This window comes from Cupriavidus sp. 30B13 (assembly GCF_049059565.2).
In the GTDB taxonomy this organism is placed as follows: Bacteria; Pseudomonadota; Gammaproteobacteria; order Burkholderiales; family Burkholderiaceae; genus Cupriavidus.
The window spans coordinates 1,814,150-1,835,508 of the sequence record NZ_CP188223.1 but is presented as its reverse complement, the minus strand read 5'-3'; the positions used below and the strand labels follow the sequence as shown (position 1 = coordinate 1,835,508).

Sequence of the window (21,359 nt, the reverse complement as noted above, 5' to 3'; positions counted from 1 at the left end):
GACGTGATGCTCGGACGCGTGCGCGGCCTCAGGCAAACTGGCGCAGGAAGCGCGCGTCGCCTTCGAAGAACAGGCGCAGGTCGTTGATGCCGTAGCGGAGCATGGTCAGGCGTTCGAGGCCGGAGCCGAAGGCGAAGCCGATGTAGCGCTCGGGGTCCAGCCCCATGTTGCGCAGCACGTTCGGGTGCACCTGGCCCGAGCCGGAGATCTCCAGCCACTTGCCCGCATTCTTCCCATCCTCGAAGGCCATGTCGATTTCCGCCGACGGCTCGGTAAACGGGAAGTACGACGGGCGGAAGCGCACCTTTATGTCGTCGCGCTCGAAGAACTTGCGCAGGAAGTCGGTGTACACGCCCTTCAGGTCGGCGAAGCTCACGTCCTCGCCGATCCACAGGCCCTCGACCTGGTTGAACATCGGCGAGTGCGTGGCATCGCTGTCGACGCGGTACGTGCGGCCCGGGCAGATCACCTTGATCGGCGGCATGGCGCGGCCCTTGTACTTCTCCACGTGCATGCGCGCGTAGCGTACCTGCATCGGGCTGGTGTGGGTGCGCAGCAGCAGGAGCTTGTCCTCGCTGTCGCGGCCGTCCACGTAGAAGGTATCCTGCATCGAGCGCGCCGGATGGTTGTCCGGGTTGTTCAGCGCGGTGAAGTTCATCCAGTCGGTCTCGATCTCGGGGCCGTCGGCCACGTCGAAACCGACCGAGCCGAAGATCTGCTCGACGCGCTCCCAGCTCCGCATCACCGGATGCAGGCTGCCGCGCGCCACCGCGCGGCCGGGCAGCGTGACATCGATGGCCTCGGCGGCCAGCCGCGCGTTCATCAGCGCGTCGGCCAGCGCCTGGCGGCGCGCGTTGAGCGCGGCCTCGACCTGCTGCTTGGCCTGGTTGATGCGCGCGCCTTCGCTCTTGCGCGCCTCCGGGTCGAGCTTGCCGAGGCTCTTGAGCAGCTCGGTGAGCGCGCCGGTCTTGCCGAGAAAGCGGGCTTTTTCGTTTTCCAGCGTGGCGTTGTCGTTGGCGGCGGCGAAGGCGGCCTGGGCGTCGGCGACGATTTGATCCGGATCCAGAGACATGGCGGCGGTCGGCGATAAATTTGGCGTCCGGGTCACGAGAAGGGCCCGGGCGTGGGTTGGCACTAGGTGCGATGTGGGTGCCGGGCCCCGCGCGGCACCGGGAGCGGCGCGGGGCTCGTTTCGGATGCCGTCTCGCCCGCCGCGCCCGCCTGGCCGGCGGGCACGCAAGAAGACACAAACGGCATCCGAAATAAAAACGGGGCTCGGTAAGGAGCCCCGTTCTTGCAGGTCCGCCGGATGCGAATCCGGTGGAGATGCTGTCGACCTTGCGGTCGGTGCTTGCCCCCGGCCTGGCGCGCAGCTAGCGCGCCAGGCCGGAGCCGGCATCAGGCAACGGAGGCTTTCACCTGGTTGACGATGGCGGCAAAGGCAGGCTTGTCATGGATGGCCATGTCCGACAGCACCTTGCGGTCCAGTTCAATCGAGGCCTTCTTCAGACCGTTCATGAACACGCTGTAGGTCAAGCCATGCTCACGCGTCGCGGCATTGATACGCGCAATCCAGAGCGCGCGGAACACGCGCTTCTTGTTGCGGCGATCGCGGTACGCGTACTGGCCGGCACGCATGACCGCCTGCTTGGCGATGCGGTAGACGTTATTGCGACGGCCGCGGTAACCCTTGGCAGCGTCGATGACTTTCTTGTGACGGGCCCGTGCAGTGACCCCACGCTTTACTCGAGGCATGAAATGCTCCTTTCGTTTTCGTTAGGGGGTTATGCGTAGGGCATCATTGCGCGAACGGACTTCAGGTTCGTCTCATGGACGTCCTGGGTGCCGCGCAGTTGACGCTTGTTCTTGGTGGTCTTCTTGGTCAGGATGTGACGCTTGAAGGCCTGGCCACGCTTGAACGAACCATTCGGACGCGCAGTAAAGCGCTTGGAAGCGCTTTTCTTGGTCTTCATCTTCGGCATGAAAAACTCCAGCTCTATGACATGCATGCAGGTGGCCAGCTGGCGCCGGCGCTTGCATGACCCGCATCCACTTGTTGTTGCGCGGCACCGCATGGGCAGTCCGCGCCGTATTCGCACGCCGCCGCGCCCGGCGGAATTCTCCACCGGGCCGCGGCGACGCGCAGAATCTTACTTCTTCTTCTTGGGAGCCAGCACCATCACCATCTGGCGCCCTTCCATCTTCGGCATCTGCTCGACCTGGCCGACTTCTTCCAGGTCCGCCTTCAGGCGTTCGAGCACACGCGCGCCGATTTCCTGGTGCGCCATCTCACGGCCGCGGAAACGCAGCGTGATCTTGGTCTTGTCGCCGTCTTCTAGGAAGCGCTTCAGGTTACGCAGCTTGACGTTGTAGTCGCCATCATCCGTACCCGGCCGGAACTTGACTTCCTTGACCTGGATGATCTTCTGCTTCAGCTTGGCGTCGTGCGCGCGCTTGGCTTCCTCGTACTTGAACTTGCCGTAGTCCATGATACGGGCCACCGGAGGCACCGCGGTCGGCGCGATCTCCACCAAGTCCAAGTCCTTATCCTCAGCCAGGCGAAGCGCGTCCATGAACTTGACGATGCCGAGCTGCTCATTATCAACCCCGACCAGACGCAATTCGGGTGCGCTGATTTCGCGGTTGATGCGATGACCTTTGTCTGTAGCGATGTTGCGTTACCTCAAGAAGACAAAAAACAAGCCGTGCTCATCCCATCAGGCTTTGCTGGCGACGTCCTGTTGCAGACGCTCCGCAAACGCGGAAACGGGCATCACACCCAGATCCACATTGCCACGGGCACGCACGGCCACTTGATTGGCATCCCGCTCCTTGTCGCCCACCACCAGCAGGTAGGGAATCTTCTGAAGGGAATGCTCGCGGATTTTATACGTAATTTTCTCGTTACGCAAATCCGCCTTGGCCCTAAATCCTTGTTTTAGCAGTGATTGCACGACGTTTTCGGCATATTCCGCCTGCGAGTCGGCAATATTCATCACGATGACCTGCTCCGGCGCCAGCCAGGCGGGCAGCGCGCCGGCGTGATTCTCCAGCAAGATGCCCAGGAAGCGCTCGAAAGAGCCCAGGATGGCCCGGTGCAGCATCACGGGGCGCTTGCGCGAGTTGTCCTCGGAGACGTATTCGGCATCCAGGCGCTCCGGCAGCACCAGGTCGAGCTGCAGCGTGCCGCACTGCCACGAGCGGCCGATCGCGTCCTTGATGTGGTACTCGACCTTGGGGCCGTAGAAAGCGCCCTCGCCCGGCAACTCTTCCCACTCCACGCCGCAGGCGCGCAGCGCCAGGCGCAGGCCTTCCTCGGCGTGGTCCCAGATCTCGTCCGAGCCGGCGCGCTGGTCGGGGCGCAGCGACAGCTTGACCGCCACGTCCTTGAAGCCGAAATCGTCGTAGACCGAGAAGGCCAGTTCATTGAAGGCCTTGGCCTCGGCCACGATCTGCTCTTCCGTGCAGAAGATATGCGCGTCATCCTGCACAAAACCGCGCACGCGCATCAGCCCGTGCAGCGCGCCCGAGGGCTCGTTGCGGTGGCAGGCGCCGAACTCGGCCAGGCGCAGCGGCAGGTCGCGGTAGGAGCGCAGGCCATGGTTGAAGATCTGCACATGGCCGGGACAGTTCATCGGCTTGATCGCGTAGTCGCGCTTTTCCGACTCCGTGACGAACATGTTTTCCTTGTAGTTCTGCCAGTGGCCCGACTTCTCCCACAGCGAACGGTCCATCACCTGCGGCGTGCGCACTTCCTCGTAGCCGGCCTGCGTCAGGCGGCCGCGCATGTACTGCTCCACGGCCTGCCATACCTGCCAGCCCTTGGGGTGCCAGAACACCATGCCGGGCGCCTCTTCCTGCAGGTGGAACAGGTCGAGCAGCTTGCCCAGCTTGCGGTGGTCGCGCTTCTCGGCCTCCTCCAGCATGTGCAGGTAGGCTTCCTGGTCCTCCTTCTTCGCCCAGGCCGTGCCGTAGATGCGCTGGAGCATCTCGTTCTTGGCGTCGCCGCGCCAGTAGGCGCCGGCCACCTTCATCAGCTTGAAGACCTTGAGCTTGCCCGTGGACGGCACGTGCGGGCCGCGGCACAGGTCGACGAACTTGCCTTCGCGGTACAGGCCGATTTCCTGGTCCTGCGGGATCGACGCGATGATCTCGGCCTTGTACTTCTCGCCCATCGACTCGAACAGCCGCACGGCCTCGTCGCGGCTCCAGACTTCGCGCGTCACCTTCTCGTCCTTCTTGGCGAGCTCGGCCATCTTCTTCTCGATGGCGACGAGGTCCTCGGGCGTGAAAGGACGCTTGTAGGCGAAGTCGTAGTAGAAGCCGTTCTCGATCACCGGGCCGATCGTCACCTGCGCGTCCGGGAACAGTTCCTTGACGGCGTAGGCCAGCAAGTGCGCCGTCGAATGGCGGATCACGTCGACGCCGTCGGCGTCCTTGTCCGTCACGATGGCCAGGCCGGCATCCTGCTCGATCAGGTAGCTGGTGTCGACCATGCGGCCGTCCACCTTGCCGGCCAGGGCCGCCTTGGCCAGGCCGGCGCCAATGCTCTGCGCCACTTCTGCGACCGTCACCGGGCCGGGAAACTCGCGGCGGGAACCATCCGGCAGCGTGATTGCGATCATCTTGCACCTCATCAGGAATCCGCCCGCCGGCGTCTGCGCGGCGGCAAGCGGATGAAAAGCATCTTGTAGCACCGGGCAGCCATGCGGGGCACGGGCCAGGCAGCGGGGATTTCGCGCGGTCGCATCTACCGGCGACCGGCAGCATAGCAGGCAGCTAACGAGCGACAGGCGAAAAAAAACGCAGCCAAGGCTGCGTTTTTCTCGATTTCAACCCCGGCCGGACCGGGATCAAGGCGCACCTCGACTACTGTCGCTAATTAGCGGTAGTAGTTCGCGATGTCATCATCATGGCGCCTTCCGTTCCTGTGAGCGGGTTGAACCGGATACTGCGAATCGGGTACTGCGAATTGAATACTGCGGTTACTGCGGGGTTACTGCCTGCTGCAATGCTTTTGGTAGGCTCGATTGGACTCGAACCAACGACCCCCACCATGTCAAGGTGGTGCTCTAACCAGCTGAGCTACGAGCCTACTGCCACACTACTGCCCTACTTCTTTTTCTGCCGCACGCCAGCGCACTACCAGAATTGCTTGCCACTGCGAATTCGTTGGTAGGCTCGATTGGACTCGAACCAACGACCCCCACCATGTCAAGGTGGTGCTCTAACCAGCTGAGCTACGAGCCTAGCGAAAGCGCGAGTATAGCATCACTTTCTTTTCGCCTGCAAGACCCCTGCCACGTCTTCGATCAGTCCGAGCGCGCGCTGCAATTGCGTCGCCTCGGACACCTCGGCGGTGAACTGCATGCGCGCCACGCCCTTGCTCGACAGCGTCTTCACGCCGGTGACGTTGATCTTCTCGCGCGACAGCACTTCGGAGATATCGCGCAGCAGGCCCTGCCGGTCGACCGCCTCGACATGGATGTCCACCGGATAGACGGCGTCGCTCTTCTTGCCCCACTCGGTCTGGATCACGCGCTCCGGCGCGCGCGCCGACAACTGGCCGAAGGTGGGGCAGTTGCGCCGGTGGATGGAGACGCCGCGCCCGCGCGTGACGAAGCCGACGATGTCGTCCGGCGGCGCCGGCTTGCAGCACTTGGACATCTGCGTCATCAGCGAGTCCACGCCCACCACCAGCACGCCGCTCTTGGCGCCGCGCGCCACGCTGGTGGCGCGGCTCTTCTTGGTGACGGCCTCTTCCTCGCTGACCGGCGCGGCGGCCTCGCCCTCGGGATGGCGCAGCGCCTGCTCCACGTGGCGCAGGCTGAATTCTTCCTTGGCCACCGACGAGAACAGGTCTTCCGGCGTCTTGAAGCCGAGCCGCGAGGCCAGGTCGTCCAGGCTGACCGCGGTCTTGCCTTCGCGCTGCAGCGTCTTGTCGATCAGCGCGCGGCCCTGCGCGATGGTTTCCTGCGAGTCGAGCGCGTTGAACCACGCCCGCACCTTGGCGCGCGCGCGCGGCGCGGCCAGGTAGCCCAGGTCGGCGTTGAGCCAGTCGCGCGACGGGCCGCCCTGCTTGACGGCGATGATCTCCACCGTCTGCCCGTTCTTGAGCGGCGTGTTGAGCGGCACCATGGTGCCGTCCACGCGCGCGCCGCGGCAGCGGTGGCCGAGGTCGGTGTGCAGGTAATAGGCAAAGTCCACCGGCGTGGCGCCCTGCGGCAGCGCCACCACGCGCGCCTGCGGCGTGAGCACGTAGATGTGGTCGTCGATGGCGGCGTGCTTGAGCTGCTCCCACGACTCGTCGTGCGCCACCGAATGGTCGGCGTCGTCCTTCCAGGCCAGCAGCTGGCGCAGCCAGGCGATCTTCTCGTCGTAGCGCTCGCTGGCCGAGAACTGGCCGCTGTAGCCCTTGCTGCCGGCTTCCTTGTAGCGCCAGTGCGCGGCCACGCCGTACTCGGCGAAATGGTGCATTTCCTGGGTGCGGATCTGCACCTCGAAGGCGCGCCCGTCGTCGCCGATCACCACCGTGTGCAGCGACTTGTAGCCGTTGGCCTTGGGCCGCGAGATATAGTCGTCGAACTCGCGCGGGATCGGCTGCCAGATATGGTGCACGATGCCCAGCACGGTGTAGCAGTCCTTGATGTCGTCCACGATCACGCGGAACGCGCGCACGTCGTAGAGGTCGGCAAAGTCCAGCTCCTTGCCGCGCATCTTCTTCCAGATGCTGTAGATATGCTTGGGCCGGCCCGTCACCTCGGCGCGGATGCCGGCGGCCTCGAGTTCGGATTGCAGCCGCGCGATGGCGCTGCCGATAAAGCCTTCGCGCTCGATGCGCTTCTCGTCGAGAAGCTTGGCGATGCGCTTGTAGGTATCGGGCTGCTCGAAGCGGAACGCCAGGTCCTCCAGCTCCCACTTCATCTGCCAGATGCCGAGCCGGTTGGCCAGCGGCGCGTAGATGTCCAGCGTTTCGCGCGCCACGCCGGGCAGCGGCTGCGCCTTGGCCTGCGCCAGCCAGCGCAGCGTCTGCAGGCGCGAGGCCAGCCGCACCAGCACCACGCGGATATCCTGCGCGAACGCCAGCAGCATCTTGCGCAGCGCTTCCACCTGCTCCTGGCGCGCGGCGATCTCGTCCTTGGTGGTCTCCGGCGCGCCGCTGTGGCCGACCGCGATGGCGCCGATGCGCAGCAGTTGCCGCACGCCCTTGACCAGCCTGGCGACTTCCTCGCCGAAGCGCGGCTCGATGTCTTCCTCGCAGCCCGGCACGAAGGCCGCGACCGCGAACAGGCAGGCCGCCGCGCGCGCGGCATCGTCGACGCGCAGGCCGTCGAGAATGCGCAGCATGCCTTCGGCGTGCGTGAGCACGGGCTCGCCGGTGGGCAGCTGCGCGGCGCTGCCGCGCTCGCGCACATAAGCCAGCGCGCGCTCCACCAGGCCCGCGTCGGGCGTGCCGGCAATCTGCCCGGTCAGGTCAGTCGACGTCACCATCTTGCTGCACCAGCCTCACTTGAGCGCGGCGGTCACCACCACTTCGATCCGGTACCGGGGATTGGCCAGGCGTGCTTCCACGGTGGCGCGCGGCGGCGTGCTGCCCTGCACCACCCACTCGTCCCACACCTCGTTCATGATGCCGATCTCGTCCACGTTGGTGAGGAAGATCTGGCACGACAGGATCCGGCTCTTGTCGCTGCCGGCTTCCGCCAGCAGCCGTTCGACATGGCCCAGCACTTCGCGGGTCTGGCCGCGCAGGTCGGCGGCGGGGTCGGTTTCCGCCACCTGGCCGGCGAGGTAGACCACGCCGTTGTAGATCGCGTATTCGGACAGGCGCTTGCCCACGTGGGCGCGCTTCAGTTCACTGGTGCTCATGGCAAAAAAACTCTGTTGTTCTGGTTGGTCTGCTAAAAAACGCGATACCGGCCCGGCGACTCAGGCCGCGCCCAGGAAGAACTGCCTGGCGATGGCGACCTGCGCCGGATCGATGAAGGTCGGCGCATGCCCCACATCCGGGACTTCCACCGCACTGACATTGCGCCCGCGCGCCACCATCTCGGCCACGGTCTCGCGCGTGAGCAGGTCGGACTGGGCGCCGCGCACCACCAGCGTGGGCGCCTGGATGGCTTCGAACATATGCCACAGCGCGGCCTCGCCGGCGCTCACCTGCTCGGGCGTGGTCTCGCGGAACGGCAGCGCCATCGCCGGATCGTAATGCAAGCCCCATTCCAGGCCTTCGGCGCCCTGCATCGGCTTGAGGATGGCGCCGTTGAGCTCGCGCCATTGCTCGGGCGTGTGGCGGCCGAACGAAGCGCTGATGGTCTGCAGGTAGGCCAGGCCTTCCTCGAAGGTCTTGAAGCGCACCGGCAGGCCCAGGTAGGCGCCGATCCGCTCCACCGCCGAGGCGGCCAGGCGCGGGCCCACGTCGTTGAGCAGCAGCTTGCGCACCGGCGACCTGGGCAGGCCGGCCAGGCCCATGCCGATCAGGCCGCCCATCGAGGTGCCGAACCAGTCGACCTGCTCGACGTTGAGCCGCGCGATGAGCGTGACCATGTCGGACACGTACTGCGGCACGACATAGCGGCGCGGATCGGCCAGCCAGTCCGAGCGGCCACGCCCGACCACGTCGGGGCAGACCACGCGGTACTCGCCGCACAGCGCGGCGGCCACGGTGTCGAAATCGCGGCCGGTGCGCGTCAGGCCATGCACGCACATCAGGACGCGGGGATTGGCGGGATCGCCCCACTCGTGATACGCCATGCGGTGGAGCCCCGCCGGGCTGATGCACTGGACGAAGCCGAGGCGCGGACTGACTGACATCTGAACTCCCTGGCAAAGCGTTATCGAAGCGGCGCCGCCGGCTGGGCGGCACGCGGCTGGGCAAAGCTGGATTGTACGCCGCAGCAGTTACAATGCCACAGCATCCGGCCCGGCGCCGCCACGCCGGCGCCAGCGGCGGCTGGCCGCGCGCGCCTGGCGGGCGCGGCGCACACGCCAGCGGCACGCACGCAAGAGGCATGCAAGAGGCATGCAAGAGGCACGCAAAATACAGGCCGGACGCAGGTCAGACACAGCTCAGGCACACATCCTCAGAGACATTCCCGACGGAGACATCCATGCTCAAAGGCAAGACGGCACTTGTCACAGGTTCGACCAGCGGTATCGGTCTCGGCATCGCGCAGGCGCTCGCCGCCCAGGGCGCCAACATCATCGTCAACGGTTTCGGCGACGCCGAGGCCGCCAGGCGCGAGATCGCGCAGGCGGGCGCGCGGTCCGGCGCGGACATCCGCGTGGGCTACCACGGCGCCGACATGAGCCAGTCCGCCGAGATCGAGGACATGATGCGCTACGCCGAGGCCGAATTCGGCGGCGCCGACATCCTCGTCAACAACGCCGGCATCCAGCACGTGGCCAATATCGAGGACTTCCCGCCCGAGCGCTGGGACGCCATCATCGCCATCAACCTGACCTCCGCCTTCCACACCACGCGCCTGGCCCTGCCCGGCATGAAGCGCAAGGACTGGGGCCGCATCATCAATATCGCCTCCGTGCACGGCCTGGTGGCCTCGGCGCAGAAATCCGCCTACGTGGCCGCCAAGCACGGCATCGTCGGCTTCACCAAGGTCACGGCGCTGGAAACCGCGCAGACCGGCATCACCGCCAACGCGATCTGCCCGGGCTGGGTGCTCACGCCGCTGGTGCAGAAGCAGGTGGAAGCGCGCGCGCAGAAGGCGGGCATCGCGGTGGAACAGGCCAAACAGGAACTGGTGATCGAGAAGCAGCCGTCCGGCCAGTTCGTCACGCCCGAGGAACTCGGCGCGCTCGCGGTGTTCCTGGCCAGCGACGCGGCGCGCCAGGTGCGCGGCGCGGCCTGGAACATGGACGGCGGCTGGGTGGCGCAGTAAGCGCGAGGAGCCCGCATGCGAAGACGCCACTTCATCGGGACCCTGGCGGCGGGCGCCGCCGCGCTGGCGCTGGAGCGCGCCCTGGCCGCGCCGGCGCCGGCCATCGAAGTCTTCAAGACCCCCGGCTGCGGCTGCTGCGAAGCCTGGGTCGGGCATCTGCGCGCCAGCGGCTTCGCCGTCACGGTGCGCGATGTGGACGATACGGGGCCCTACCGCGCGCGCGCCGGCATTCCGGAGCGCTTCGGCTCCTGCCATACGGGGCTGATCGCGGGCTACGGCATCGAGGGCCACGTGCCGGCGGCCGACATCCGGCGGCTGGTGGCCGCCCGACCCGCCGCCGCGGGCCTGGCGGTGCCGGGCATGACGGTGGGTTCGCCGGGCATGGAGCAGGGTTCGCGCAAGGACCCGTTCGATGTCTTCCTGATCCGCAGGGACGGCGCGGCCTCGGTCTTCGCCAGCTACGGCAAGCGCGGCGCATAAAGCGGAAATGGCCGCATCGCGGCCATTTCCCGGGGTGCCGCAAGGGCCTGCGAGGCCCTTGTCGCGATGCTCAGAGCAGCGGCGCGCCCGTCTTGCTCTGGATCTCTTCGCGGCTCACGCCAGGCGCCGTCTCCACCAGCTTCAGGCCAGCGTCGGTCACGTCGATCACGCCGAGATCGGTGATGATGCGGTTGACCACGCCCACGCCGGTCAGCGGCAGGTTGCAGGCGTCCAGGATCTTGATGTCCTCGCTGCCGTCCTTCTTCTTGGCGGTGTGTTCCATCAGCACCACCACGCGGCCGACGCCGGCGACGAGGTCCATCGCGCCGCCCATGCCCTTGACCATCTTGCCCGGGATCATCCAGTTGGCAAGGTCTCCCTTCGCGCTGACCTGCATCGCGCCCAGGATGGCCAGGTTGATATGGCCGCCGCGGATCATCGCGAACGAGTCCGCCGACGAGAAGATCGACGAGCCCGGCAGCGTGGTCACGGTCTGCTTGCCGGCGTTGATCATGTCGGCGTCGACTTCGTCCTCGGTCGGGAACGGGCCGATGCCGAGCAGGCCGTTCTCCGATTGCAGCCACACTTCCATCCCCGCCGGGACGTGGTTGGCCACCAGGGTCGGCAAGCCGATGCCGAGGTTGACGTAGAAGCCGTCCTGCAGCTCGGCCGCGGCGCGCGCCGCCATTTCGTCACGTGTCCATGCCATGATGTCGCTCCTTAGCTGGCCTGATTTTCTGAAACCCGCACGGTGCGCTGCTCGATGCGTTTCTCGGGGGTGGCGTTCAGCACGATGCGCTGCACGAAGATGCCCGGCGTATGGATCTCGTCCGGGTCCAGCGTGCCGGTCTCGACCAGGTGCTCGACCTCCACCACGGTGACCTTGCCCGCCATCGCGCACATCGGGTTGAAGTTGCGCGCGGTGCGGCGGAACACCAGGTTGCCCGCGCGGTCGGCCTTGTAGGCCTTGACCAGGGACACGTCGGCGGTCAGGGCACGTTCCATCACGTATTGCTGGCCGTCGAACTCGCGGATTTCCTTGCCTTCGGCGACGATGGTGCCGACGCCGGTCTTGGTGAAGAACGCCGGAATGCCCGAGCCGCCGGCGCGCAGCTTCTCGGCCAGCGTGCCCTGCGGCGTGAATTCCAGTTCCAGCTCGCCGGCCAGGTACTGGCGCTCGAACTCCTTGTTCTCGCCCACGTAGGAAGAGATCATCTTGCTGATCTGGCGCGTGGCCAGCAGCAGGCCGAGGCCGAAGCCGTCGACGCCGGCATTGTTAGAGATGCAGGTAAGCTGCCTGGCGCCGCTGTCGCGCAGCGCCGCGATCAGTGCCTCGGGAATGCCGCACAGACCGAATCCGCCGACCGCGATCGTCTGGCCGTCGCGGACGACGCCCGCGAGCGCCTGCGCGGCGCTGGCGTAGACCTTGTTCATCTTTATCTCCTTGCCTCGGTGATTTTCCTGTCGCTGCGCCCGCCGTGCGGAGTGCCGCCGGCGAGCCACGCAGGGAAATTGTAACGGTACAATCGGGCGGACATCGCCCCGCTGCCGAACGTCCGACAGCATACGCATGTGCGGTATGCCGCGCCAATACGTAAAACTACATAAGCCAATGCCCGCCATCGACTACCAGACCGCCTTCCAGCTTGCCCCGGTCGGCCTCGTGCTGTCGCGCGAGCGCATGATCGAGGACTGCAACGACGAGGTCTGCCGCATCTTCGGCACCACGCGGCAGGCGCTGCTGGGCGAGTCGTTCCAGGTACTCTACCCCACCGCCGACGAATTCGAGCGCACCGGCGCGCGCATCGTCCCGATCATGAATGCCAGAGGGGCTTATTCGGACGAGCGCATCATGAAGCGCGCCGGCGGCGAGCTGTTCTGGTGCCATGTCACGGGCCGCTCGCTGGACCGCTCGCAGCCGCTGGGCGCGGGCATCTGGACCTTCGAGGACTTGTCGCAGAAGCGCCCGGTCACCGCCGAGCTGACCGCGCGCGAGCGCGACATCGCCGCGCAGCTGGTGGACGGCAAGACCAGCAAGCAGATCGGCAAGCTGCTGTCGATCAGCCCGCGCACGGTGGATATCTACCGCGCGCGGCTGATGAAGAAATACGGCGCGCACACCGCGGTGGACCTGGTGCAGCGCCTGGTCAACCACTGAGCGGCGCGGCCGCCGGCGGCTACCCGATCAGGGCGCGGAGCGCGGCGGGCACCGGCACCGATTTCTCTGCCGCGTAGTCGCACCACACCACCTTGGCGCCGCCCTCGGCGTAGACCACTTCGGGCTGGTCGGTGCGGCGGATCTCCATGCGGGTCTCGAAGCTGGTGCGGCCGAGCGCGCCGGCGGACATGCGGCATTCGATGTCGCCGGGGTAGCGCAGTTGCCGGATAAAGGTCATGTGCGCGTTGATGATGACCGGGCCGTGGCCGGCGGCGTCCTTGCCGCCATGCCCGAGCGACTCGAACCAGGCGATGCGCGCCTGCTCCAGGTAGCGGAAATAGACCGTGTTGTTGACATGGCCCATGGCGTCCATGTCGCCCCACCGGATGGGCATGCGCAGAGTGAATACGGGTTTCATGGGCGCTAGCCTACCACTCGCGGCGCGCCGCTTCCATCGGCGGAAGCGACGGTTCCTGCGCGGCTCGGCGGCTGTTCGACCGCTGTTCGATCGCCGCTCGACCGCTGTTCAGCTGTCGCTCAGCCGTCGCTCAGCCGGGTATGGGCGGGCAGCTCGAACGGCGTGTCGTGCGGCAGGTAGGCAGCCGCGCTGGGGCGGGGCCAGCCATCCAGGGCGCCGGCTTCCGGCGCTTCGTCGCCGTAGCTTGCATCCTCGTCCGCGTCGCCAGCCGGCCGAAGCGCGCTCCGGCTGGCCGTCAGCCGCGCGGCGACGGGCCGCGCCTGCGCGGCCTGGCGCGCGGCCACCGGCGGGGCCGCAACGCCGGCGGCAGCGGGTTCCGTGCCGCCGGCCGCGGCGGGCGGCAGCGCGGCGGCGGCGAACGCCGAAACCGCGGGCGACAAGGCCGCGACGGCGTCGGGCACGCTGTCCGGCATACTTTCCGACATACTTTCCGGCACGCTCTCCGGTACGTTTTCGGCAACCGGCGCCGGCGTTTCCGCCACCACGGCTGGCCCGGCCGGCGCGGGTGCGCCGGCCATCTCCGCGGCCGGCGGCGGACCGCCGCCGCGCAAGGCAATGCTGGCAAGCCACAGCGCCAGCACCGCCACGCCCCCGCCCAGCACGCCGGTCACCAGGCTGCGCTGCCGCGCCTGCCGCAGCGTGCGCGCCTGGCCCGGGCCGATGGCGGCCAGATGGCGCTTCACGGCGGCGGCGCGCATGGCGTCCAGCGATTCGCGCACGTCGAAGCTCGTGCCCCAGGGCGGCGGCACGGCCGCATCGGCCGGCAACGGCGGCATGCCGGTAGCGGAATCGGCAGCACTGAGGGCGCCACCGGTACGGCGGCGGGGACTGGAACTGGGACTGGAAACGGATCTGGACACGGCTTCACCCCGAGGCGCAATGGCGACGCGGCGGCGCCGGCCCGTCCGGGCGCAACCGGTCAGCGCAGGATCATAGGCCCGCGGCGGCGGCGCGCGGCTCGGACGGAACGGATTCTGGCCTGGGAAAAATCGGCAAACGCGGCCGGCAACGGGCAGCGCGGGTGCGAACGGAAGAGGATTCGGGGGGATCAGGCGGGTGGGAAAGGCACATGCGCGCGCACAGCACACGGCCCCGGCAAGCCCACCGGGGCCGCGCCGGACAGCCGGCGGCCCTTGCCGCCGGCACCCGGGAAGGCTCGGCCGCTCAGCGGCGCGGCTGGCGGCTGCCCTGCGCGGGCGTGGCCAGGCCGGAATCGGCCAGCGAGGACTCCATGCGGCGGATCTGCTGCTGCAGCTGGTCCAGGCGGATGCGCGAAGCGCGGCTTTCGACCTCGGCGCTCTGCACTTCGGCATGCGCGGCCTGCTGCTCCTCGGCGATGCGGGTGCGCTGGGCCTGCATCACGCGCAGGTCTTCGTTGAGCGCGTTGGCGCGCGCCTCGGTGTCCTGCAGCGCCTTGTCATACGCGCGCTTCTGCGAGGCCAGCACCTGGCGCCGGATATCGTCGCCGGCCCAGATGGCGCTTTGCCGGGTCACCTGGCGGTAGGCCTGCTCGGCCGGGCCGATCGATTCGAAGCGGAACACGCGCCACAGGTTCTTCTGGTAGAACAGCGCCACGTAGCAGACCACCTGGTCGTCGGCCAGCATCAGCGTGGTGCCGTAGTCGCCGTTGTAGCTGGTGCGCAGCTCGCGCACGGTGCGGTCGCGCAGGCGTTGCTGCAGCTCGGACACCAGCCCCAGCGAGGCGGGCGACGCCTGCGGGACGCCGGCCGGGGCCGGACCCGCGCTCAGCGGCGCCGGCGCCGCCGCCGTCGGCACTGGATCGGCGGCCGCCAGTACGCCGGCGGCGGACAGCGACGACATCAGGCCGATCAGGCAGGCAAGCAAAGGGGCGCGGCGGGAATTGTTCAACATAGCGTTCCGGCTGGGACAGAGGGCGAGGGTTCGGGTTATCGGCAAACCATGGCGGCAAAGCCACGGCGGCGTCTCGAATTGCCAGGCGCCGCCGCGGCCGCGATGATACGCCATGCGCACACGGCCAACGGCGGATTGTAACAAGCATGCCTTGGCATGCCTATTAACGGTCGCGTTTTGTCACCCTTGATAGCAGTTGCGGTATCAATCATGCAACAAAAGGGGAGTAAACCGCGCCGCCGCCGCGGCGCGCGCCCGTCAGCGCTTGGCGATCGAGGCCTCGGCCTTGGTCACCAGGTCGGCGCCGATCTGCTTCTTCCACTTGTCGTAGACCTTGGCGGTCGCCTTGCGGAAGGCATCGTGCTCGGCCGGCGTCAGCTGGGTCACCTTCACGCCGTGGGTCTCCATGTCCTTCCAGGCCGGGGCGCCGGCCTCGACCAGTCCCTTGCGGGCCAGCGCGGTTTCCTGCTTGCCGGCGTCGATGGCGGCCTGCCTGACGATCTCGCGGTCGGCGGGGGTCCAGCTTTCCCAGACCTGCTTGTTGACCACGAAGATCAGCGGATCGGCCACGTAGCCCCAGGTGGTGACGAACTTCTGGCCCACCGTGTAGAGCTTGGCGGCGGCGAACACCGATTGCGGGTTCTCCTGCCCGTCCACCGCGCCCGAGGCCATGGCGGGCTGCGCGTCGGCCCAGCTCATCTGGGTCGGATTGGCGCCCAGCGCATTGAAGGTCTCGATGTACAGCGGCGAGCCCACCACGCGCAGCTTCATGCCCTTGAGGTCTTCCGGCTTGCGGATCTCGCGCTTGGAGTTGGACACCTCGCGAAAGCCGTTCTCGCCCCAGGCCAGCGGCACCACGCCGGCCTTGTCCAGCGTCGTGAAGATCGACTTGCCGACCTCGCCCTGGGTGAGCGCGTCCAGCGCCTTGTAGTCGGGCATCAGGAACGGCAGCGAGAACAGGTTCAGTTCCTTGACCTGGGGCGACCAGTTGATGGTCGAGCCCACCGCCATGTCGATCACGCCCTGGCGGATCGCCGAGAATTCCCGGGTCTGGTCGCCCGCCACCAGCGAGGTGCCGGGATACAGCTTGATATTGATGCGGCCGTTGGTGCGCTGCTTCACCAGGTCGGCCCAGATCTCGCCGCCCTTGCCCCACGGGAACGCGGGGCCGAGCACCAGCGACATCTTGTATTCGGGCTTGTAGCTCTGCGCCATGGCGCCGGCCGGCGCAAGGGCGGCAGCGGCGATGGTGGCGGCCAGCGACAGCATCAGGGCACGACGTTTCATCGGTTCTCTCCTCTCAGGATGTGTTGTGTGTTTTTCCATGCCCGGCGGCAAAGGACAAGACCGCCCTCTCCCGCCGGATTCCGGCCCGGGCCGGTTCGGGTCAGTAGCCGAGCCGGTCCGGCAGCCAGGTGGCCAGCGGCGGATAAGCCAGCACCATCAGCATGGCGACGAACATCGCCAGCAGCATCCAGACCACCCAGGGCACGGTTTCTTCCATGCGCACGCGCGCGATCCGGCACGACACCATCAGGTTCACCGCCAGCGGCGGCGTGAACTGCCCCAGCGCCACCTTGAGCGTGAGCACCACGCCGAACCACACCGGGTTCCAGTGGAACGCATTGGCGATCGGCAGCAGCAGCGGCACGAAGATCAGGAAGATCGAGATGCCGTCGAGGAACATGCCCACCGTCATCAGCAAGGCCACGATCAGCGCCAGCACGCCGTACTCGCCCAGGCCCGAATGCGCGATGGCATTGGCCAGCGGGTCGATCACGCCGAGCGTGGACAGCGCATAGGCAAAGATGCCGGCCAGCGCCACCACCAGCAGGATCACCGCGGAGGTTTCCGCCGCTTCCTGGAAGATCACGAACAGGTCGCGCATGCCGATGCTGCGGTAGACCACCATGCCGACGAACAGGCCGTACACCACCGCCACCACGGCCGCTTCGGTCGGCGTGAACCAGCCCGCGCGCATGCCGCCCAGGATCAGGAACGGCGCCACCAGCCCCCAGGCCGCCTCGCGCAGGCTCTTCCAGAACGGCGGGCGCGGCAGCGCGGCTTCGATGGCGCCCATCTTGTGCTTGCGCGCCAGCCACACCGCCGGCACGATCAGCGCCACGCCGGCCAGGATGCCGGGGATCATGCCGGCGGCGAACAGCGCCGGCACCGACGCGCCGGGCACCAGCACGCTGTAGATGATGAAGGCCACCGAGGGCGGGATCAGGATGTCGGTGGCCGCCGCCGCGCCGACCACGGCCGCGCTGTACGCGCCCGGATAGCCGGCGCGCGACATCGCCGCGATCATCACGCCGCCCACCGCGGCCGCGTTGGCCGGGCCGGAGCCGGAGATGCCGCCCAGGAACATGGCCACCAGGATGGCCACCAGCGGCAGCATGCCGGGCCCGCGCCCGACGATGGCGATGGCAAAGGTGACCAGCCGCTGCGCCACGCCGGAGCGGTCGAAGATCGAGCCGACCAGCACGAACATCGGGATCGCCAGCAAGGGATACTTGGCCAGGCCGGCGTAGAAATTCTGCGGCACGGCCAGCAGGCCGAACATCTGCGTGTCCAGGTTGGACAGGCCGATCGCCACCAGGCCGCCCAGGCCCAGCGACACGCCGATCGGCACCCCGAGCATCATCAGCCCGAGGAACACCACGAACAGGGTAATGGCAATCAATGTCATCGCGCGGACCCCGTCTTGGCCGCGCCCGTGCGCTGCGCATGCAGCGCCTTGAGCGCGCGCAGGTTGCGCGCCGCCACGCCGAACGCCCGCAGCGCGATGCCCGCCGACAGCACCGGCAGCCACACCGAATACCACCAGCTCGGGATGCCGATGCCCGGCGAGGTCTCGCCGAAGGTGTACTCGTCCCACGCCACGCGCGCGCCCAGCACCGCCAGCGCGATGAACATCACCGCCACCATCAGCGCCGAGAACAAGGCAAGGCGCCGCCGCCGGGCCTCGCTGCCGCGCTCGAAGAAAAACTCGATGCGGATATTGCGGTCGCGCGCCACCGCCGCGCTGCCGGCCACCAGGGCCAGCACGATCATCAGGAAGACCGAGAACTCCTCGGTCCAGGCAAACGATTCGTCGGTGAAATAGCGCACCACCACATTGGCGAACGTGATGCACACCAGCAGCACCATGACGATCACGCCGATCCAGTCCTCGATGCGCGGCGACACCCTGAAACCGCTGTCCGCGCTATCCACGTTCTCCACCAGCTGGCTGGCGCCAGCCTCGCCGGGCACGGCCGCGGCGTGTTGCGGGCCGGCATCGCGCCGCCCCTCCTGGTCTGCTTGCATCTCCCCGGCCTCCGGTCCGGTCCGCTCGGCACGCCGGCCGCTTGCGGATTTTCTTTTGAATTATGTAAAGACTTAATCTCAAGACATGGCGGATTATGCCAAGTCTGCGCACCACGGGGGAATTTTTACGCCTGCCCGGCTCGACCGGCAGGTGCCGGGCCATCCGCGTCCCGCGCCCAAGGGAACCGGATCAGCCCTGGGCGCCGGGGAAACGCGTGCCCCGTGCGCGCTTGTGGCGCGGCGCGGGACCGGCTTGCCGGCGGCGGGCGAGAAGCGCCCGCCGCCGCTCACACCATGCCGTCGTCGGCGGTGATCACCGCCCCATTGATGAACTGCGACTGGTCGGACGCCAGCAGCAGCAGCAGGCCGTCGAGATCCTCCGGCTTGCCCACGCGCTTGCGCGGCAGCATCTGGATCAGCTTCTGGCCGGCATCGGTATCCCAGTGATGGTGGTTGATGTCGGTGTCGATGTAACCCGGGCAGATCGCATTGACATTGATGCCGTGGCGCGCCCATTCCAGCGCCATGGCCTTGGTCATGTGCACCACCGACGCCTTGCTCATGCAGTACACGCCGATCTGCGACAGCACCTTGAGCCCGGCCACCGAGGCGATGTTGACGATGCGCGACTGCGGCAGCGGATTGCCGTTCTTCTCCGAGCCCTTGGCGCGCGCGATCATGCGCTTGGCCACTTCCTGCGCCACGAAGAAGGCGCCGCGCGTGTTGGTGTCGAAGACGAAATCGAAATCGTCCGGCGTCACGTCGGTCAGTTTCTGCGTGGTGGAAACGCCCGAGTTGTTGACCAGGATATCGATCGCGCCGGCCTCGGTCTCGGCATGCGCCACCGCGGCGCGGATGCTGTCGGGATCGGTCACGTCGAGCCGCACCACGTGGGCGCTGCCGCCGTCGGCCTCGATCGCGGCGCGCAGCTCCTTGAGCCGCTCGGTGCGCCGCGACGCCAGTATCACCTTGGCGCCGGCGGCCGCCAGCACGTGGGCAAAGCGCGTGCCCAGACCGCTCGAAGCGCCCGTGACCAGCGCGACCTTGCCTTCCAGATTGATCGACAAACCCATAATGACCTCTATGTTCGGAGCCCCGGCCGCCGTCTGCCATGGTCCGCGCCGGCGGGCGCTCCTAGCGAAAACTGCCTGGGTAAAACGGAAGGCAGCATATCAAAAAAAAGAACGGTCGTTCCAAAAAATGTCTTGCCTGACCATGGCGAGTCCCGGACAATGCCGGAGATTCTAAGAACTCGGGCCACAAAGGGAAAGAGGAAAAACGCGCAGGCCGCCGCAATCGCGCGCATCGCCGCCGCTTCGCCCGCTTTCCCGCCGCTTTTCGCCGCAGCTTGCCTGGCCCGGGCACCGCATTCCCCGAATCACAGAACCACGCATTTCCCACAATTGCGCGCAAGTTGCCAAGAATAGAGGGTTAGAGACAATGAATCAGCAGCAGCTCCTGGAGCAATACGGCCCCCGCGAGGCCATGGAATACGACGTTGTCATCGTCGGCGGCGGCCCCGCCGGCCTGGCAACCGCCATCCGCCTGAAGCAGCTCGCCCAGGAGAAAGGCAACGACGTCAACGTATGCGTGCTGGAAAAGGGCTCCGAGCCCGGCGCGCATATCCTGTCCGGCGCCATCATGGACCCGCGCGCGCTCGACGAACTGTTCCCCAACTGGAAGGAACTGGGCGCGCCGCTGACCCAGCCCGTGACCGAGGACAAGTTCCTGTTCCTCGACGAGAACGGCGCCAAGGGCGCCCCGCTGCTGCCCGACTGCTTCCAGAACCACGGCAACTACATCCTCAGCCTGTCGAACTTCGTGCGCTGGCTCGGGCAGCAGGCCGAAGCGCTCGGCGTCGAGATCTTCCCCGGCTTCCCGGCCGCCGAAGTGCTCTACGACGAAGACGGTTCGGTCAAGGGCGTGGCCACCGGCAACATGGGCATCGACAAGGAAGGCGAGCCTACCGAGAACTTCCAGCTCGGCATGGAGCTCCACGCCAAGTACACCATCTTCGCCGAAGGCGCGCGCGGCCACCTCGGCAAGCAGCTCATCGCGAAGTACCAGCTCGACGACGGCAAGGACCCCCAAAGCTACGGCATCGGCCTGAAGGAACTGTGGGAGATCGACCCCGCCAGGCACCAGCCCGGCCTGGTGGTGCACACCGCGGGCTGGCCGCTGGACCCGGCCACCTACGGCGGCTCCTTCCTCTACCACATGGAAGACAACAAGGTGGCGGTGGGCTTCGTGGTGGGCCTGGACTACACCAATCCCTGGCTGTCGCCGTTCGAGGAATTCCAGCGCTTCAAGACGCATCCGGAAATCCGCAAATACTTCGAAGGCGGCAAGCGCATCGGCTACGGCGCGCGCGCCATCACCGCCGGCGGCCTGCTGTCGCTGCCCAAGACCGTGTTCCCGGGCGGCGCGCTGGTCGGCTGCGATGCCGGCTACCTGAACGCCTCGCGCATCAAGGGCAGCCACGCCGCCATCAAGACCGGCATGATGGCCGCCGAAGCCGCCTACGACGCGCTGCAGGCCGGCCGCCAGAACGATGAACTGACGGCTTACCCGGTCGCGTTCGAGAACAGCTGGCTGTACAAGGAACTGCTGCAGGCCAAGAACTTCAAGCAGTGGTTCAAGAAGGGTCGCACCACCGCCACGCTGATGACCGGCATCGAGCAATGGCTGCTGCCCAAGCTCGGCATCCGCAACCCGCCCTGGACCATCCACCGCACCAAGCCGGACCACGTCTACCTCAAGCCGGCCGCCGAATGCCGGCAGATCGCCTATCCGAAGCCGGATGGCAAGCTGACCTTCGACCGCCTGTCCTCGGTGTTCATCAGCAACACCAACCACGAGGAAAACCAGCCGGCCCACCTGACGCTCAAGGACGCCAGCGTGCCGGTCAGCGTCAACTGGGACAAGTACGCCGGCCCCGAGAGCCGCTACTGTCCGGCCGGCGTGTACGAGTTCGTCAAGAACGACGACGGCAAGGAACGCCTGCAGATCAACGCGCAGAACTGCGTGCACTGCAAGACCTGCGACATCAAGGACCCCACCCAGAACATCGTGTGGGTGACGCCGGAAGGCGGCGGCGGGCCTAACTACGTGGGCATGTAAGCCTGGCCTCGGCCCCCGCGGGTCGGGACGTGAAAACGGC

General features: G+C 67.1%; 21 protein-coding genes and 2 tRNA genes. 4 read left to right on the top strand and 19 right to left on the bottom strand.

The window, feature by feature from the left end:
* Positions 1–28: 28 nt before the first annotated feature.
* From pheS to ACKI2N_RS08455, 10 genes are all read right to left on the bottom strand, one after another.
* Complete coding sequence (gene pheS / locus ACKI2N_RS08500) at positions 29–1,066, bottom strand: phenylalanine--tRNA ligase subunit alpha (RefSeq protein ID WP_420993920.1); 1,038 nt, start codon at positions 1,064–1,066, stop codon at positions 29–31.
* Positions 1,067–1,398: 332 nt separating this feature from the next.
* Positions 1,399–1,755, bottom strand: coding sequence for a 50S ribosomal protein L20 (gene rplT / locus ACKI2N_RS08495; RefSeq protein WP_092292801.1), 357 nt, complete (start codon positions 1,753–1,755; stop codon positions 1,399–1,401).
* A 29-nt stretch (positions 1,756–1,784) separates the two neighbouring features.
* Complete coding sequence (rpmI, locus tag ACKI2N_RS08490) at positions 1,785–1,982, bottom strand: 50S ribosomal protein L35 (protein WP_006575466.1); 198 nt, start codon at positions 1,980–1,982, stop codon at positions 1,785–1,787.
* Between the two features lie 168 nt (positions 1,983–2,150).
* On the bottom strand, positions 2,151–2,672 hold the full coding sequence (infC, locus tag ACKI2N_RS08485; protein WP_081651578.1) for a translation initiation factor IF-3: 522 nt from the start codon (positions 2,670–2,672) through the stop codon (positions 2,151–2,153).
* Positions 2,673–2,717: 45 nt separating this feature from the next.
* On the bottom strand, positions 2,718–4,625 hold the full coding sequence (gene thrS / locus ACKI2N_RS08480; protein WP_420993778.1) for a threonine--tRNA ligase: 1,908 nt from the start codon (positions 4,623–4,625) through the stop codon (positions 2,718–2,720).
* A 393-nt stretch (positions 4,626–5,018) separates the two neighbouring features.
* Positions 5,019–5,095, bottom strand: a tRNA-Val gene (locus ACKI2N_RS08475).
* A gap of 78 nt (positions 5,096–5,173) precedes the next feature.
* A tRNA-Val gene (locus ACKI2N_RS08470) sits at positions 5,174–5,250 on the bottom strand.
* Positions 5,251–5,271: 21 nt separating this feature from the next.
* Entirely contained in the window at positions 5,272–7,491 is a 2,220-nt protein-coding gene (locus tag ACKI2N_RS08465; RefSeq protein ID WP_420993777.1) for a RelA/SpoT family protein, read from the bottom strand.
* A 15-nt stretch (positions 7,492–7,506) separates the two neighbouring features.
* Positions 7,507–7,869: a RidA family protein gene (locus ACKI2N_RS08460; RefSeq protein WP_420993776.1), complete on the bottom strand. Its 363-nt coding sequence runs from the start codon at positions 7,867–7,869 to the stop codon at positions 7,507–7,509.
* A 60-nt stretch (positions 7,870–7,929) separates the two neighbouring features.
* The gene (locus ACKI2N_RS08455) at positions 7,930–8,814 is read right to left on the bottom strand and encodes an alpha/beta fold hydrolase (protein WP_420993775.1); all 885 of its coding nucleotides are present in this window, start codon (positions 8,812–8,814) and stop codon (positions 7,930–7,932) included.
* Between the two features lie 296 nt (positions 8,815–9,110).
* Here ACKI2N_RS08455 and ACKI2N_RS08450 point away from each other — a divergent pair, with 296 nt between their 5' ends.
* Together ACKI2N_RS08450 and ACKI2N_RS08445 are read left to right on the top strand one after the other, a co-directional pair.
* On the top strand, positions 9,111–9,899 hold the full coding sequence (locus ACKI2N_RS08450; RefSeq protein ID WP_420993774.1) for a 3-hydroxybutyrate dehydrogenase: 789 nt from the start codon (positions 9,111–9,113) through the stop codon (positions 9,897–9,899).
* A 15-nt stretch (positions 9,900–9,914) separates the two neighbouring features.
* Positions 9,915–10,379 carry a DUF411 domain-containing protein gene (locus ACKI2N_RS08445; protein WP_420993773.1) on the top strand — a complete coding sequence of 155 codons (465 nt, stop codon included), beginning with the start codon at positions 9,915–9,917 and terminating at the stop codon, positions 10,377–10,379.
* Between the two features lie 70 nt (positions 10,380–10,449).
* On the opposite strand, the gene ACKI2N_RS08440 is transcribed toward ACKI2N_RS08445, so the two are convergent.
* A complete protein-coding gene (locus ACKI2N_RS08440) occupies positions 10,450–11,088 on the bottom strand; it encodes a CoA transferase subunit B (protein ID WP_420993772.1) in 639 nt (212 codons plus the stop codon).
* An 11-nt stretch (positions 11,089–11,099) separates the two neighbouring features.
* Positions 11,100–11,813, bottom strand: a complete 714-nt coding sequence (locus ACKI2N_RS08435) for a CoA transferase subunit A (RefSeq protein WP_420993771.1) — start codon at positions 11,811–11,813, stop codon at positions 11,100–11,102.
* A 178-nt stretch (positions 11,814–11,991) separates the two neighbouring features.
* Between ACKI2N_RS08435 and ACKI2N_RS08430 the strand changes: the two genes are divergently transcribed.
* The gene (locus tag ACKI2N_RS08430) at positions 11,992–12,537 is read left to right on the top strand and encodes a LuxR C-terminal-related transcriptional regulator (RefSeq protein WP_420993770.1); all 546 of its coding nucleotides are present in this window, start codon (positions 11,992–11,994) and stop codon (positions 12,535–12,537) included.
* 19 nt (positions 12,538–12,556) lie between these two features.
* Here the strand turns inward: ACKI2N_RS08430 and ACKI2N_RS08425 are convergent, their stop codons facing one another.
* The 7 genes from ACKI2N_RS08425 to ACKI2N_RS08395 all read right to left on the bottom strand — a co-directional run bounded on the left by ACKI2N_RS08425 (position 12,557) and on the right by ACKI2N_RS08395 (position 19,272).
* Positions 12,557–12,955, bottom strand: a complete 399-nt coding sequence (locus ACKI2N_RS08425) for an acyl-CoA thioesterase (RefSeq protein ID WP_420993769.1) — start codon at positions 12,953–12,955, stop codon at positions 12,557–12,559.
* A 119-nt stretch (positions 12,956–13,074) separates the two neighbouring features.
* The gene (locus ACKI2N_RS08420; RefSeq protein WP_420993768.1) at positions 13,075–13,791 is read right to left on the bottom strand and encodes a hypothetical protein; all 717 of its coding nucleotides are present in this window, start codon (positions 13,789–13,791) and stop codon (positions 13,075–13,077) included.
* Between the two features lie 388 nt (positions 13,792–14,179).
* A complete protein-coding gene (locus ACKI2N_RS08415; protein WP_420993767.1) occupies positions 14,180–14,887 on the bottom strand; it encodes a DUF2968 domain-containing protein in 708 nt (235 codons plus the stop codon).
* A 258-nt stretch (positions 14,888–15,145) separates the two neighbouring features.
* Positions 15,146–16,174, bottom strand: a complete 1,029-nt coding sequence (locus ACKI2N_RS08410) for a DctP family TRAP transporter solute-binding subunit (protein WP_420993766.1) — start codon at positions 16,172–16,174, stop codon at positions 15,146–15,148.
* Positions 16,175–16,274: 100 nt separating this feature from the next.
* Positions 16,275–17,579 (bottom strand): TRAP transporter large permease, encoded by a 1,305-nt coding sequence (locus ACKI2N_RS08405; protein ID WP_420993765.1) that lies wholly within the window; start codon positions 17,577–17,579, stop codon positions 16,275–16,277.
* The gene (locus tag ACKI2N_RS08400) at positions 17,576–18,199 is read right to left on the bottom strand and encodes a TRAP transporter small permease (RefSeq protein ID WP_420993764.1); all 624 of its coding nucleotides are present in this window, start codon (positions 18,197–18,199) and stop codon (positions 17,576–17,578) included. Before ACKI2N_RS08400 ends, ACKI2N_RS08405 begins: the two co-directional genes overlap by 4 nt.
* A gap of 287 nt (positions 18,200–18,486) precedes the next feature.
* Complete coding sequence (locus tag ACKI2N_RS08395) at positions 18,487–19,272, bottom strand: SDR family oxidoreductase (RefSeq protein WP_426990748.1); 786 nt, start codon at positions 19,270–19,272, stop codon at positions 18,487–18,489.
* Between the two features lie 367 nt (positions 19,273–19,639).
* Here ACKI2N_RS08395 and ACKI2N_RS08390 point away from each other — a divergent pair, with 367 nt between their 5' ends.
* On the top strand, positions 19,640–21,319 hold the full coding sequence (locus tag ACKI2N_RS08390) for a 4Fe-4S dicluster domain-containing protein (RefSeq protein WP_420993763.1): 1,680 nt from the start codon (positions 19,640–19,642) through the stop codon (positions 21,317–21,319).
* Positions 21,320–21,359 lie beyond the last annotated feature (40 nt).

Coding starts and splice junctions, on each gene's coding strand:
- ACKI2N_RS08415 (WP_420993767.1), bottom strand. CDS start 14,887: ATGTTGAACAATTCCCGCCGCGCCCCTTTGCTTGCCTGCCTGATCGGC.
- ACKI2N_RS08410 (WP_420993766.1), bottom strand. CDS start 16,174: ATGAAACGTCGTGCCCTGATGCTGTCGCTGGCCGCCACCATCGCCGCT.
- ACKI2N_RS08460 (WP_420993776.1), bottom strand. CDS start 7,869: ATGAGCACCAGTGAACTGAAGCGCGCCCACGTGGGCAAGCGCCTGTCC.
- ACKI2N_RS08405 (WP_420993765.1), bottom strand. CDS start 17,579: ATGACATTGATTGCCATTACCCTGTTCGTGGTGTTCCTCGGGCTGATG.
- rplT (WP_092292801.1), bottom strand. CDS start 1,755: ATGCCTCGAGTAAAGCGTGGGGTCACTGCACGGGCCCGTCACAAGAAA.
- ACKI2N_RS08395 (WP_426990748.1), bottom strand. CDS start 19,272: ATGGGTTTGTCGATCAATCTGGAAGGCAAGGTCGCGCTGGTCACGGGC.
- rpmI (WP_006575466.1), bottom strand. CDS start 1,982: ATGCCGAAGATGAAGACCAAGAAAAGCGCTTCCAAGCGCTTTACTGCG.
- ACKI2N_RS08400 (WP_420993764.1), bottom strand. CDS start 18,199: ATGCAAGCAGACCAGGAGGGGCGGCGCGATGCCGGCCCGCAACACGCC.
- ACKI2N_RS08435 (WP_420993771.1), bottom strand. CDS start 11,813: ATGAACAAGGTCTACGCCAGCGCCGCGCAGGCGCTCGCGGGCGTCGTC.
- ACKI2N_RS08420 (WP_420993768.1), bottom strand. CDS start 13,791: ATGCCGCCGTTGCCGGCCGATGCGGCCGTGCCGCCGCCCTGGGGCACG.
- ACKI2N_RS08455 (WP_420993775.1), bottom strand. CDS start 8,814: ATGTCAGTCAGTCCGCGCCTCGGCTTCGTCCAGTGCATCAGCCCGGCG.
- ACKI2N_RS08440 (WP_420993772.1), bottom strand. CDS start 11,088: ATGGCATGGACACGTGACGAAATGGCGGCGCGCGCCGCGGCCGAGCTG.
- ACKI2N_RS08425 (WP_420993769.1), bottom strand. CDS start 12,955: ATGAAACCCGTATTCACTCTGCGCATGCCCATCCGGTGGGGCGACATG.
- ACKI2N_RS08390 (WP_420993763.1), top strand. CDS start 19,640: ATGAATCAGCAGCAGCTCCTGGAGCAATACGGCCCCCGCGAGGCCATG.
- ACKI2N_RS08465 (WP_420993777.1), bottom strand. CDS start 7,491: ATGGTGACGTCGACTGACCTGACCGGGCAGATTGCCGGCACGCCCGAC.
- thrS (WP_420993778.1), bottom strand. CDS start 4,625: ATGATCGCAATCACGCTGCCGGATGGTTCCCGCCGCGAGTTTCCCGGC.
- ACKI2N_RS08450 (WP_420993774.1), top strand. CDS start 9,111: ATGCTCAAAGGCAAGACGGCACTTGTCACAGGTTCGACCAGCGGTATC.
- ACKI2N_RS08445 (WP_420993773.1), top strand. CDS start 9,915: ATGCGAAGACGCCACTTCATCGGGACCCTGGCGGCGGGCGCCGCCGCG.
- ACKI2N_RS08430 (WP_420993770.1), top strand. CDS start 11,992: ATGCCCGCCATCGACTACCAGACCGCCTTCCAGCTTGCCCCGGTCGGC.